Annotated in this window: 14 protein-coding genes, 1 pseudogene and 1 riboswitch; all 15 genes and pseudogenes read right to left on the reverse strand. The window is 47.1% G+C overall.

Features of this window, described 5'->3' with window-relative positions; genetic code table 11:
* Positions 1–228: 228 nt before the first annotated feature.
* The 15 genes and pseudogenes from T472_RS04470 to lgt all read right to left on the reverse strand — a co-directional run bounded on the left by T472_RS04470 (position 229) and on the right by lgt (position 12647).
* On the reverse strand, positions 229–840 hold the full coding sequence (locus T472_RS04470) for a hypothetical protein (RefSeq protein ID WP_023383168.1): 612 nt from the start codon (positions 838–840) through the stop codon (positions 229–231).
* The gene (locus T472_RS20205; RefSeq protein WP_242864763.1) at positions 752–1096 is read right to left on the reverse strand and encodes a DUF1016 N-terminal domain-containing protein; all 345 of its coding nucleotides are present in this window, start codon (positions 1094–1096) and stop codon (positions 752–754) included. The genes T472_RS04470 and T472_RS20205 overlap by 89 nt, the downstream gene beginning before the upstream one ends.
* Positions 1097–1177: 81 nt before the next feature.
* Positions 1178–1549 (reverse strand): hypothetical protein, encoded by a 372-nt coding sequence (locus T472_RS04475; RefSeq protein WP_023383169.1) that lies wholly within the window; start codon positions 1547–1549, stop codon positions 1178–1180.
* A 14-nt stretch (positions 1550–1563) separates the two neighbouring features.
* Positions 1564–1845: a DUF4314 domain-containing protein gene (locus tag T472_RS04480; RefSeq protein WP_023383170.1), complete on the reverse strand. Its 282-nt coding sequence runs from the start codon at positions 1843–1845 to the stop codon at positions 1564–1566.
* A 79-nt stretch (positions 1846–1924) separates the two neighbouring features.
* Positions 1925–3544 carry a recombinase family protein gene (locus T472_RS04485; RefSeq protein WP_023383171.1) on the reverse strand — a complete coding sequence of 540 codons (1620 nt, stop codon included), beginning with the start codon at positions 3542–3544 and terminating at the stop codon, positions 1925–1927.
* On the reverse strand, positions 3526–4413 hold the full coding sequence (locus T472_RS04490) for a recombinase family protein (RefSeq protein WP_023383172.1): 888 nt from the start codon (positions 4411–4413) through the stop codon (positions 3526–3528). Before T472_RS04490 ends, T472_RS04485 begins: the two co-directional genes overlap by 19 nt.
* Positions 4414–5994, reverse strand: coding sequence for a recombinase family protein (locus T472_RS04495; RefSeq protein WP_023383173.1), 1581 nt, complete (start codon positions 5992–5994; stop codon positions 4414–4416).
* Positions 5995–6086: 92 nt separating this feature from the next.
* Entirely contained in the window at positions 6087–6245 is a 159-nt protein-coding gene (locus T472_RS19875) for a hypothetical protein (RefSeq protein ID WP_023383174.1), read from the reverse strand.
* Complete coding sequence (locus T472_RS04500) at positions 6242–6628, reverse strand: type II toxin-antitoxin system PemK/MazF family toxin (RefSeq protein ID WP_023383175.1); 387 nt, start codon at positions 6626–6628, stop codon at positions 6242–6244. Before T472_RS04500 ends, T472_RS19875 begins: the two co-directional genes overlap by 4 nt.
* A gap of 611 nt (positions 6629–7239) precedes the next feature.
* On the reverse strand, positions 7240–7659 hold the full coding sequence (locus T472_RS04505; RefSeq protein ID WP_023383176.1) for a sigma-70 RNA polymerase sigma factor region 4 domain-containing protein: 420 nt from the start codon (positions 7657–7659) through the stop codon (positions 7240–7242).
* Between the two features lie 412 nt (positions 7660–8071).
* Positions 8072–8161: riboswitch (cyclic di-GMP riboswitch) on the reverse strand.
* Between the two features lie 160 nt (positions 8162–8321).
* Positions 8322–8642 carry a PadR family transcriptional regulator gene (locus T472_RS04510; protein ID WP_023383177.1) on the reverse strand — a complete coding sequence of 107 codons (321 nt, stop codon included), beginning with the start codon at positions 8640–8642 and terminating at the stop codon, positions 8322–8324.
* 82 nt (positions 8643–8724) lie between these two features.
* Positions 8725–9774 (reverse strand): annotated as a pseudogene (locus T472_RS04515) (Mbeg1-like protein).
* Positions 9771–10673: a YidC/Oxa1 family membrane protein insertase gene (locus T472_RS04525; protein ID WP_023383178.1), complete on the reverse strand. Its 903-nt coding sequence runs from the start codon at positions 10671–10673 to the stop codon at positions 9771–9773. The pseudogene T472_RS04515 and the gene T472_RS04525 overlap by 4 nt, the downstream one beginning before the upstream one ends.
* A gap of 97 nt (positions 10674–10770) precedes the next feature.
* Complete coding sequence (gene ytvI, locus T472_RS04530) at positions 10771–11859, reverse strand: sporulation integral membrane protein YtvI (RefSeq protein WP_023383179.1); 1089 nt, start codon at positions 11857–11859, stop codon at positions 10771–10773.
* A gap of 32 nt (positions 11860–11891) precedes the next feature.
* On the reverse strand, positions 11892–12647 hold the full coding sequence (lgt, locus tag T472_RS04535; protein WP_023383180.1) for a prolipoprotein diacylglyceryl transferase: 756 nt from the start codon (positions 12645–12647) through the stop codon (positions 11892–11894).
* Positions 12648–12654 lie beyond the last annotated feature (7 nt).

Genomic DNA, 12654 nt, shown 5'->3' on the forward strand with positions numbered 1-12654 from the left:
ACAAAATTTTCTACACTCTCGAAAATTCAGCTCTGTAAGTGAAAAATCCAACCATCTTTCATTGAGAAAAAGGATTGGATTAAATTGTGTGGACACCGTGGAAAAAAGATTTCTTATCTTTCTCCAAAGAGAGCGCCAAGTCCTCAAAATAAATCAGATTCTCCGCAGCCGTTTATCAATTTTATGATACCATAAATCCTCAACTTTTTCACGATTGAGTGCAAACATTTATGCGGCTGTTTGCGTTCGGTGTACTTTCCATTGATAACTCCGGGCCTGATTTCTGCTGAAAGACGGTGGGAACTTGTTCGGCTGAACTATGTCGGGCGGTGGCTTCAGATGAATGATGCCGATCTGCACCAATGTGTTTGGTGATATGAAGCGCATCGGAAACGGGTAGGCCTGCCAGCGTAGAAAAGGGTCGTTGAGCATATTTTTTATTCTTCTGTCGGTTGAGATCATAGTGAGGGGTTCGCTGTAGCCGCTGTCAATGCTTCGGTGCAAAGCATCCCCTTGGCGCGGAGGCTCACACGCTGTCACAAATGGCTCACAAGCCGTTTCAGCGGGTGCAGTGGTGTCTACGGCTTCATCGGGGCAGCTATCGTTTACAGGGGCGAAGCTGGGTTCCATTCCTTCAGAGCAGTTTTCCGTATGCAGGGCAGTGAAAAAGGCATCCTCCTGAATGGCTTTCATGAGCGCCAGTTTGGAGAGGTTCCGTTCTGCCGCAAACTCAATATAAAAAGAACGCTGCTCACCGGTTTCGCAGCACTCCAGTATAGCAATATTTTGCGTCCAGCCAAGGGACTGCGCCCCTGCCCATGAGAGCAGGGGCGTTTTCATAGGTGCGGTAAAAGTCACGCATCCTGCGGAGGTTTCGAAGGGAGAAGCCCTTCAGCGATGGAAACCGGTTGGTGAGCATTCCAGCCAAATGCGGGATAAACGCTTTTTCTCCCTGACGGCAAACACATTGGCCGATCAACGTATAAAGCTCCAGCAGTACCCGGTTGCAGGGCTTCTCATCTCTTTCATAACATTCAGCTACCGCAGAGGCAATCTGCTCCAGATACAGGGTACTGTTCTTTTTCAACGCTTTCATAGACTTCTCCTTTCCGGCTCCGTAGGAGCCTGTTTTTTTATGTACCCGGCAGAGCTGAATCTGCCGGTGGAACGCTTGGAATTAGTAGCTTTGTTTCATTTCAAGACCGCTGTCCTGTTGCGTAGGCTGTTCGTCCATAGAAACGCCCAGCCGGTTTGGGAGATAGTCACTCAACCATGTGCCGCCGAAAGCACTGTGCGACTGCAAACGCCATATGGCGAGTTTTCCCATATGCAAATCTACATTTTCCATAGGAAACAGCAGATTGGTGCAGCCGTTATGCTCAAAAGCGAAAACCTCCTTGAAGGCATCGCCGTTTTGCAGGATACCTTCCTGTGTCAGCAACTCGTTGATGCCGTTCACCCATTCTGAAAGCTCCCCGCCGCAGCCTTGAAGAATCAGTCCCTCACGGTCTGTCATGGTGCGAAGCTCATCTGTCGTAATCCGCTTCATGGCACATCCTCCTTTTATTCCATTTTCATGCCGAACTGCTCAGAGGGACTTTCCTCCGGCTCAGACGATTCCGGACGCGAGAGCACCGAGAAGCTGTCCTCACCGGGAACGACACCGAGGGTGCGTCCATTGTCAAAGGTGCAGTGAAGTGTGCCGATGTCATCCACGAAATTTACCGTCCCTTCCGTGCCCGGCGCGATGGGGGCATAAGGGTCATCCATGCTGTCGAGACGGATGCGGGTTCCGCCGGGATACCGTTCCTTCATCCGCTGTGCTTTTTGGTAATCGAAAAACATACTAATTCCTCCTGATAAAAATTATATTGTATAGAAAATCAGGTGCAGGATATTTTCCCGCACCTGATTACTGCTGCCCTCATATAATCTGCTCGATTTCCGTTCCGTCCTTGAAACGGATGAGCAGTTTTTCTTCGCTGAGTACCGTGATGGCACTGATTAGCTGTCGCACGGTGACCTCGTCAAATGTGGTGATGCCGGTGTCCACCGTTTCCAGTTCGGCGGTAAGCTGCTCGACACGCTCATCCGCCTGTTCGGTATCCTGCCGGTTTTTTTCCAGCTCGCTCCGTTTTGCCACCAGTGCGGAGAAGTCCATACTGACCTTTTTCAGTTCCTCATCGTATTGGGTGGAATCCGCTCCCACAGCGGCGGCAAGCTGAAGGAGCCTGTACTGCTGTTCTCGCAGTTCGGAGAGCCTGCTGTCGATGGCTGTGAGGCTGGTTTCACCGCCCTTTGGCACAAGGGCAGACCGGATGCTGTCCTGCAAAATTGCTTTCATGCTCTTTAGGCTGAACATTTCGTTCATGGCGCTGACCACCGCTGTGTGAATCCGGCTTTCTTCCAGCGTGGGAGCGTCCTTGCAGAACTTTTTTCCGTTCTCCAGACGGTTGATGCACCGCCAGACGATTTTCCTACCCTCCGGTCTGCTCCATGTCACCCTGCGGTAGGTGCTGCCGCAGTTCCCACAGGATAACAGTTCCGTCAGCACATATTTGCCGCTGTATTTGGCAAGCTCGGTTTTGGCGGCGGCACTGACCTTTTTTAGGCTGGAGCGCCGTGCCATTTCTTCCTGCACCTGCTGGAAGGTCAGCCGGTCGATGATGGCGGGATGGCTGTTCTCCACATAATATTGGGGGAGTTCGCCGGTGTTTTTCTTGGTCTGTCGGGTGAAAAGGTCTGCGATATAAGTTTTCTGGAGCAGGGCGTCCCCCATGTATTTTTCGTTTCGGAGCATACCCCGTATCACGCCGTCATTCCACTTTTTATGCCCACGCGCCGTTTTAATGCCGTCCGACTCAAGGTCTGTGATGATTTTGGCCACGCTATGCCCAATCAGATACCGTGAAAAAATTCTGCGGACAATTTCCGCTTCTTCCGGGTCGATTTCGGGGAGATCGTTTTCACCTCTGCGGTAGCCTAAAAATCCGGCATAGTGGAAGTAAACCTTGCCGTCCTTGAAATTCTTGCGGTGCCCCCAGCGGATGTTGCCGCTCATAGACTCGCTTTCGGCCTGTGCCTGGCTCATCATAAAGGTGAGAATCATCTCATTGTCCATGTAGAGGGTGTTGACATTTTCCTTCTCAAAGAAAATCCCAACGCCCATGCGCTTGAGCCTGCGGACATAATCGAGGCCGTCCAGCGTATTCCGGCAGAACCGGGATACCGACTTCGTGATGACAAGGTCTACTTTTCCTTTTTCACAGGCTTTAATCATTCGCAGAAAATCCTTACGCTTTTTGGTGGAGGTTGCGGTCTTGCCCTCGTCTGCAAACATATCCACCATCGTCCATTCCTGCTGGGCGGCTATTTTTTCGGTGTAGTATTCAATCTGCGCCTGATAGCTGTCAAGCTGTTCCTCGGAGTTAGTGGAAACACGGCAGTAGGGCGCCACACGAAGATGCTTTTTTCGGATGTCCTTCTGATCGTATGTCGGATCGGCCGGAATCACCGTAACCTTTCTCACTGCGCTTTGGTGCATTTTGCATCCTCCTTTCCACCTTCTTCAAGGGTTTTTCCGTTGATCAGCCGTAAGCGGAGACCGCCGTCAGCTGTAAAATGTACCTCCTGCACTGCCGTTCTGAAAATTTCTTCGCGGAGTATTTCATCCATGGGCTGTCCGCCGATTTTATTTCTTAGCCTCCGTATTTGATAATAGGGCGTGGCATCGGGGAGCCCACTGTATTGCTCGGCGGCGCAGGCCAGTATCAGCATTTTGGTATATTCCGCACCCGGCTCGGCTTTGTTCAATTCCCGGATGACCTCGTTACGGATGCGCACTGCCTCCAGCGTCGGTTCATCTGTATTCTGCGGCAGAGGCCAGTCTAAGAGGTTTGGGGTCCGTGCCAGCACATCCAGCCGCTCGGAAAGAGCTGTCCGGATGTCCTCGTCCTCTATGTAGCGGCGGTTGGCACAGCCGTCCTTTTCGCAGTACCAGCGGGGCTTTCCCTCAGCTCTGGTATCACGGAGCATCCTGCCGCCGCACATGCCGCAGACTGCCTTTTCACGGATGGGTCTGATGTAATCCGGGCAGGGTGTATGCGTATTCTTTCCTCCCCTGACAAGCTGGGCGCGCAGAAAGGCTTCCGGTTCAAGGATGGGGGGATATTCCTTTTCACCGAGATAGCGTTCGTTTTCGAGGATGCGCTTGACCATGTGCTTGTTCCATTCAGCCGTGCGGCTGTGGTAGCGAAGCCCCCGACGCATCATTTCAGCGGCGATTTTGCTATATGCCATGCCGTCAGCATAAAGCCTGAAAATCTCTTTGACCGCCGCTGATTCCGTGGGGCTGCATTGTATCTCGCCCTGTTTCATGGTGTATCCAAAGGGGATTTTTCTCTGCCATGCCATTTACCGCACCGTCCTTTCCATGGTTTCTTTCAGCATCAGGCCGTTGTAGAGATTGAGATTCATCTCGGTTTCCGAGGCGATGCTGATACTTTGCACCATTGTTTCAAACATTTCCTCCGTGAGCTCCTCCAGATATTCGGGGCTGTCCTCCAAATAGTCCAGCATCGCTTGGGTGGCTCTGATCTGGCTGTCCTCGCCGTTGGCTTCCATGATGCGGCGGCGCAGACGGCGCAATTCCCGGAGCTTAAAGTCTATTTCCCCGGTTTGGGATAAATAAAGAGCAGAATCTACGTATCCCTTCGACTTAAGTCGAACAAGAACGAGATTCTGCTCTGTGAGCTGGGCGATTTCTTTGTCAATATCATTGATTCTGCAGTTGGAGCGGAGCTCTTTTTCCCGAAGCTCGGTCAGCTGGATTAAAACCGGGGAGAGGATTTGCGCGTGATACCGTTTTAGCTTATGGTACATACGGAGGATTGCCGTGACAATCTGTTCCTCTGGTACCTGTGAGGTGGGGCAAAGGTCCTTATTACGGTCATGCCTCCGGCAAGTCCAGTAGACCTTTTCATTAACGAGTTTTCTGCGAAACAGAGTACCGCAGCCTTCGCAGTGGATTTTCCTTGCCAGCAGTGTGGAAGAACCCGGTCCGTTGATGTGATTTCGGCGGCTTTCCATCAGTACCTGCACTTGCCGAAAGTCCTCCCTGGGAATAATCGCCTCATGGCAGTTTTCTACAAAGTATTTCGGCTTCTCACCCTTGTTTCGCACCTGCCGGAACGGGATTTCATTGGTAGAGAAGCTCTTTTGCCAGAGCATATCTCCGGTATAGGCGATGTTGGTAAGGATGTAGGCTACTGTGCTTGGGTGCCAGACGGTTCGTCCCTTGGTGCGGGAAATGCCTGCCTTGTTCAGCTCATCTGCGATGTCATTCTTTCCCTGACCGCTGAGATAAGCGGCATAAATGCGGCGCACTACCTCTGCCTGTTCGGGGATAATGATAAGCGTGCGATTCTCCAACCTGTAGCCGTAAGGCTCGGACGGCGAGAGGTAGTCGCCCTTTTCCATACGGATGCGGACGCTGATGCGCATATTGTTTGAGTGGTTCTGTGACTCCATCTGTGAAAAAGCACCGTAGATGGTGGCAATTTGCTCCGACGTCATTTTGCCGGTGTCGATGTTCTCCTTTTCAAAGTGGATGGAGATGCCCATCCGTAGAAGCTCCCGCACATACTGGATATATTCCTTGGTGTTTCTTGCGAAGCGGGAGATGGATTTGACGAGGACGCGGTCAATTTTTCCGTCCCGGCAGTCCTGTATCATACGGTTGAATTCATCCCGCTTGCTTGCCACAAGGCCGGAAATGCCCTCGTCTGCGTAAATGTCCGCCAGCTCCCAGCTCTCCTGCGCGGCGATATGCCGGGTGTAATAATCCACCTGTGCGATGTAGGAGTTCTGCTGATCCTCCGAATCACTGCTCACACGGGCATATGCCGCCACACGGAGCTTCGCAGTTTCCGGCTTTCGCGCCTGTATCAATGTGATTTTAGGCGCTTCCACCGATGTTGAATTGGATTGATACATCTTTTTTCCCTCCTTTCAACGACATACACTACCACACCTCCCGGTATATAGCTACTGAATAGTTGATAATATTCAGAAAACAATTCCGGGACTCAGCAGGGAGCGATGATGGTAGGGCGCAGCCTGCGTTCCAAGTCCTTTCTGACGCTTTCTATTTCCTGATCTGTCATGTTCTTGGCAGCTGCAAGCCGTGTGAGCTGCTGCAGAGCGGCAGCGTACATCAGATTATCGGATACCTGTGCGTTTGTCATGGCGTTTCCCTCCCTGATAGAATAGGCACCGGAGCCAGTCCAACGCTGATTGCCAGTACCTCGTCAATTCTCTTCATTTCCTGTTCATCCAGCCTGCCGACATATTCCCGCAGCCTACTGCGGTCGATGGTGCGTATCTGTTCCAGAAGCACAAAGGATTCCTTCATCTGTCCGCAGGCATGACCAATGGCCGCATGGGTGGGGAGCGTCTTTTTGGGGCTGGCTGTTATGGCGGCGGCAATCACGGTGGGGCTGTAGCGGTTTCCGACGTTATTTTGCAAAATGACCAGAGGCCGCACCCCGCCCTGTTCCGAGCCGACCGTGGGATTTAAGTCTGCATAGTAGATGTCGCCCCGTAAAATGACCTTTTGGAACTGTTTCAAATACACACCTCTTTTCTTATGCCGGTATTCTTAATGGCACAAATATAGGGATCGCCCTGCTGTATAGGCAGAGCGATCCCCATCGCTTCTGACATTAAGATTTTTCTTCTGTGCTTAATTCGACACTACTCCCCAAGCACGCAGAGCTCTGGTGTATAAGAGCTCAAAAGGCGACGGCCTGAACTGCGGTTGGCTTCACCGCATCATAGGAATCTCACCTCCACCGGGATCTCCGCTGGCTGCCCTCATTGCGTGGTCCCCCGGTCAAGGGGGGCTGTGACTGGACAGAAGTATCATGATAGGCTGACGGGGTCATTGCGAAACAGGCTGCCACAGCCTGCTTTTCGGACGGATGGGTATCGCTTTGCACCTTATTTGGCCGTCTTTGATAGGAGCAGAAAGAATCAAACGAACAAAAATAAGAGCTTTCGTTTTCTTACTGCCTGCCTACAGGTGGTCTTGGCGCATCTTCCGAAGTCGCTTTCCCTTTTGGGGTCCGTCAGCTAACGTATTCAGGTCGTCGGATATGAAATTTTCAAAGAGCAATGAGGGTGAATAGAAAACCCCCTCACTACTAAGCCGATTTCGTGAGGGGGTTGAGCCATATTATTTTACTTTTCCATCAACTTTTTTAGCTGGGCCAAAATCCGAACCTTACGGTTGTGAATGGTTTTCTGAGCGATTCCTGTTTCACGAGATAGCTGATGCTCACTTTTGTTCTGAAAAAACAGAGTGAAAATGAGCTCCTGTTCCTCTTTGCTAAGTTGGTCGAGGCACCAATGGAGCCTGTCTGCTATAAACTTGTCCATGACCACATCCTCCACACGGGGAGACGCAAGATCCGGAATCCCATCCTCGCCTGTGGTTTCCGCTGTATCCATGGCACTGTAATAAAAAACACCGTTTGCCGTGTCCCTTTCCTCCAGATAGGTTTCACGGCGCTTCATGCGGTGATAGGTAACATAAACTTCCTCACTGACCGGCACAAGCTGACCCTGCACCTTGATTTGATATTCTTTCTTTTCTGCCATATGGCTTGTCCTCCGTTTTCTGAAATTTTGATGGTGAGTCAAAATGTCAGAAGCGGAGGAGAGCGGCAACGAGGCTGGAATCTTGTGTAGCTACCAGACCGGATGCTTGGAATTATCTGTAAAATAAACGAGAATTTTGTCGAATAAAAAAAGTCAGTAGATTGCCATTGGCAAAATACTGACTTTTTTAGAAGCTGAATATGAAATTGTATATGTAAAAGGTGGCATAGACGGACAGCGCCGTCTTTATTTCCACCTCCGTGCGGGAGGGCGGCTGTTGTTTTCCATAGAAATACCTCTTTCTTCCGTGGCGGGCGAAAGCCGGTATCCCGATATCCAAATGATCCGTCAAAAGCCGTAAGAAAGAGCAAGGGCGTGCCCTCTGTTTGGAGAGGGCACGCCCTGCGCGGTTTTTGGCAGCCAGACTATCATAACGTCCGAAAACGCCTTAGACCCTGTGGCTTTGCGCCCCCGGCTTTTAACAGGTTCGCCCTTGACATAATTATTTATTTGTAAGTAATGGCAAACCCGCGTGACATTTTATGGTATCCTTTCTTTCAGTGAGAGCAGAATACTGCCGTTGGTTTTGCTAAAAGGGCCAAAAAATTGCTGCATACATTAAAGCATACAGCGGCTTTTCTACCATTTCACACTCCTTAATATTACTGCTCTGCAACCATGAAAATTTTATCTATCTTTTTTGAATAGCCTCTCCATGCTTCACAGAACGATATGAGTTGAACATTACCTTGGGCTGTTACCTTGTAATAACGCCTGTTCCTTCCTTTATATTCAATATCATAAACTTCAAGAAAGTTGTCTTTTTCCAGACGCCTTAACACTGGATACAGCGTAGATTCTGATATATCGATTTTTTCTCTGACATCCCGAGCTATTTTATATCCATAATTTCCTTCACTATTTTTAAAAATCACAGCTAAAACAATTGCATCCAGCAGTTCAGCTCTGGCATGAAATATCATTTCTTCATCTCCCGTCAATGAAATATGGCAATACAAAAATTTGATTATTATTGAGGAAAGCGCAAATTCTTTATATATAATGCTAAAAGCAATTTAACGGTTTCAAAGACAAAACGCTTGGTTTCTGAGTCAATACCTCTTGCGGTTTCCATGGCCGAAACTGCTTTTCATGCCAATCTTCTGTAAAATCACTGAAATTTACTACACCCATTGATTCAATTACACTATATAATGTGGCTACAAATAGCTCTCGTTTTTCGTCATCCAGGGATAGGAGCCATTGCTTAATTACTGTATTGGCCTGTGCCGCTCCTCCTGTGATACCTTGCGTATATTGAAAATCTCCTTGATTCACTACCCACGAAAAGGGATCATGCTGCATAAACCAGAACTGATTGCTTTCAACCGCTACATAGTCCTCTTGATGTTGCAAAAGCATCCCCACTAAAGAGAATTGAGGTAATGTTTTATGTATCCTGTTTTTAATCCTCGCATATTTTCCAGTAGCAAATATTTCATCCCTAAATCCGGGGCCATTGTGACTGTAAATACTGACAATACGATCCTGAGTGGTCGAATGACACTCCATGGAAGCATAAACTGCGATGTTTCCACCCTTAGAATGTCCCCTCACCATAAAAGCTTGTTCAAACTTCTCAGCAACTGCATTCTAATAGGCAACTCCTTCCTGCTGTGCAGGTACTGGAGAAATATACGCCATGTTAAAATCCTCTTTCCAGCCTACAACCATTGAATCGGTTCCACGATAAGCAATATAGGCTGTTTCTTCATCAATCAGATAGGTAACAGTTGCAAACTGCTTTTGCTCCGATATGTTTAAGCTGTCAGCATAGCAACACATTCGAATAGCCCGATACCTGGAACTCATTCCAAGGGCAAGCAAGAGTCTTCGATTGCTTTTCGGATCTCGGACATGATGCAGCATATGATGAATATGCTCTGCTTTCAGCAATTCACCGATTCGCACAGGCTCTTGCGTGTCAGTGAGTCCCGGTACAATGTTGTTAAAATGAAGATACACAAACTGAGATAAAACCATGCTATCCACCAGATTAAATTTCTTAGCTTTAAAGGTTTCCATCTGCGTTTCTGCATAATTTACAATATTCATTCTCCATCTCTCCTAACGGCTGGATCATTCGCTTTTTTATATTTTTTTAACACAAATAGATCAATAAATATCTGCTGAAAAAGCTGATAGATGTTTCCGATAATCCAATACAGTCCCAGCCCTGCAGGAACGGTAAAAGCAATTATTCCGCTCATGATGGGCGAAAGTAAAGCTATATTATTCTGTATCAAAGTTTGCATTTCTGTTTCGCTTGTTTTGGGTGTGTTTCTCATTGAGTATTTCATAGAAATAAAAGATGTCAGTGCCGACAATACCGGAATCAGCAGCAAAAGATAACTTTGTATCTCTGACCCTGAGGTGATATAGCTGGCAGGATTCCAATTGGGTACCGCACCTAAATTAATTCCTAAAAAACTCATGTTCAATAATTCCTCCGGCTTTAACAGGTTCGATACCTGCGAAAGCTGTTCCGGGTGAGCGCTAAAATAAGTGATTACGCTGATATCCTTCATTTGATTTATGTTTCCACTCCCCTGAGGTACCAGTGAATAAAGCTGCGTGATAATCTCAGGAGATTTTCCCACCATATACTTTAAAGGCTGGGAAATTACATAATATAGAGAAAACAATATCGGCATCTGTATCAAAAGAGGGAGGCAGCCTCCTGCCGGATTTACTTTATTTTCTTGATACAACCTCATCAGTTCCGCACTTTGCTTTTCTTTGTCATCCCTGTATTTCTTTTGTATCTCCTGCATTTGAGGCTGGATCTCACTTATCTTTGAAGTTGATTGTACCTGCTTGATTGTCGTGGGAAGCAGCAATGTCTTTACGCCTACCGTAAAAATGATAAGTGCAATTCCATAATTTTGAAAAGCTAAGCTATCGTATATAATTTTTAAAATAAATCCCATCGGAATGGAAACAAAGTCCAGCATGTTATCCCCTTAGGCCTCCTTTGAATAAAAATATTTAAAATACAGCAGTTTATAATAAATTGTCAGGCGGCATTTCTATAGTTTGATACGATTGTGTTCATAGGTTTTTCTCCGGTTTAAAAAAGTGAATCTTATTATTATCGTACAGATATTTTATAACCACAATTGTAACCGGCAGGGCAACCAGTCCCACGAACCCAAAGATTTTAACCCCTACATACATACTGATTAGCATGATAAGGGGATGGAGCCCAATTTGTTCACCTATCAGCTTGGGCTCCAATATATTTCGGACTACCGTTATAATTAGATATAGTGCCATTAATCCCAAGGCAAACGGCAGGTTACCTTGAACCAGTTCGATCAGAATCCAAGGGATAACGATACCCCCCGTTCCAAGTACAGGGAGAAAGTCAATCACGGCAATCAGCGCAGCAACCTCAATCGCTCCATCTACTCTCAGGAGAAGCAGTCCCAAAGCGAGCTCGCCAAATGTGACCGCCATTAATATCGCATATGCTTTTACATACTTAAACCCTATACCGGTAGCCAGTTTTTTTATTTCCGTAAAGAGACCTGGATTGTTGGATGGCAGCCGACTTGATAGATAAGCAGTAATCTTGCTATAATCCATGGCAAAAAACAAAGAGGAAATAACCGCAAAGATAACGCCTAAAAACAAACCCGGTAAAAACGATACGGAGGAAGAGATTGACTCAATGACGGTTGAAGAAATTTTGCTAACCACAGAGCCTGTTGACTGTGATACAGACACAGCCATATCCTGAACCATTTGAACCATCGTCGGATCAAGTTTTTCAGAAGCTCTTTCGACATTTTCAAAAATGTCACGAATTGCAGGTTCAATTTGAAGTGCGTAGATTTCCGGGAGTCTGACAATGCTGTTCTTTACCAAAGCGACAAAGCGCATTCCTGTCCACGCCACCAACGAACTTACCCCCGCGTAAGACAGCAAAACCAGTACAACGGCCGTGGCCTTTTGCGGAAGATGAAATTTTTTAGAGGCAAAATTGATTACCGGCCTTAATATAAGTGCTACCGCAAACCCAATGATAAAAGGCATTATAAGAATTAAAATATGCTTAATAAAGATATAGACAATACCCGCAATTAGCGTAAAATATATTATGTTGATAATAAAATTCTTTTTTTGATTTATTGTCATTCAGTGTTCTCCTTATATACAACGGCTTATATTCAAACCATACTTCTTTTTGATTTGTTACTCACGAAAAGCGCCACTGCTATGAAGAATAGGACAATGAGAGAAATAAACTGCGATGTTGACAGCAGACCCATATAGCCCCTATTGTCATTCCTTAAAAATTCAATTAAAAATCTTCCGGTGCTATACAGGATGAGATACAAGGCACCAACCTGTCCTTGTTTTCGCTCTCTCTGGGTGTAGAGCAGCAGTATGGCAGCAATCATGAAATCACCTGCGCTGGATAATAATTGGGTAGGAATTAATTTAACGCCATTCGGAGCAATTAAGGATTGTTTAAACGCAATGCCAAAAGCGCTGTTTGTCTCACGGCCATAACAGCACCCTGCCAGGAAACAGCCGATTCGGCCAACCCCCTGGGCAAGAGCGATGGACGGTGCCGCTAAATCAAAATACGAGAGGAAACGAAGGTCCTTTCGTTTACAATATATCATTGCCGCAGCGATACCACTGATTATGCCTCCATAGACTACAAAGCCACTTCCTGATAAAGCTAACTGCGGATTATCCCATATCGTTTCAAATTCTACAATACAGTAAAGTAATTTTGCTCCAATAAAGCCAGAGAGCAAAGAAATCAAACTCAAGTTATAAATGCTGTTCTTGTCACACCCTCTGGCGCTTGCACGTTTTTCAAAGAGAAACAGTGCACAGATGATACCGATTGCTATCATCAGCCCATATCCATGGATCACAATGGGGCCAAACGCTACTATATTGTTATACATGAATTTC

It is taken from the genome of Youngiibacter fragilis 232.1 (assembly GCF_000495435.3).
GTDB classification, from domain to species: Bacteria; Bacillota; Clostridia; order Clostridiales; family Clostridiaceae; genus Youngiibacter; species Youngiibacter fragilis.

Coding starts and splice junctions, on each gene's coding strand:
- T472_RS04470 (WP_023383168.1), bottom strand. CDS start 840: ATGAAAACGCCCCTGCTCTCATGGGCAGGGGCGCAGTCCCTTGGCTGG.
- T472_RS20205 (WP_242864763.1), bottom strand. CDS start 1,096: ATGAAAGCGTTGAAAAAGAACAGTACCCTGTATCTGGAGCAGATTGCC.
- T472_RS04475 (WP_023383169.1), bottom strand. CDS start 1,549: ATGAAGCGGATTACGACAGATGAGCTTCGCACCATGACAGACCGTGAG.
- T472_RS04480 (WP_023383170.1), bottom strand. CDS start 1,845: ATGTTTTTCGATTACCAAAAAGCACAGCGGATGAAGGAACGGTATCCC.
- T472_RS04485 (WP_023383171.1), bottom strand. CDS start 3,544: ATGCACCAAAGCGCAGTGAGAAAGGTTACGGTGATTCCGGCCGATCCG.
- T472_RS04490 (WP_023383172.1), bottom strand. CDS start 4,413: ATGGCATGGCAGAGAAAAATCCCCTTTGGATACACCATGAAACAGGGC.
- T472_RS04495 (WP_023383173.1), bottom strand. CDS start 5,994: ATGTATCAATCCAATTCAACATCGGTGGAAGCGCCTAAAATCACATTG.
- T472_RS19875 (WP_023383174.1), bottom strand. CDS start 6,245: ATGACAAACGCACAGGTATCCGATAATCTGATGTACGCTGCCGCTCTG.
- T472_RS04505 (WP_023383176.1), bottom strand. CDS start 7,659: ATGGCAGAAAAGAAAGAATATCAAATCAAGGTGCAGGGTCAGCTTGTG.
- T472_RS04510 (WP_023383177.1), bottom strand. CDS start 8,642: ATGATATTTCATGCCAGAGCTGAACTGCTGGATGCAATTGTTTTAGCT.
- T472_RS04525 (WP_023383178.1), bottom strand. CDS start 10,673: ATGCTGGACTTTGTTTCCATTCCGATGGGATTTATTTTAAAAATTATA.
- ytvI (WP_023383179.1), bottom strand. CDS start 11,859: ATGACAATAAATCAAAAAAAGAATTTTATTATCAACATAATATATTTT.
- lgt (WP_023383180.1), bottom strand. CDS start 12,647: ATGTATAACAATATAGTAGCGTTTGGCCCCATTGTGATCCATGGATAT.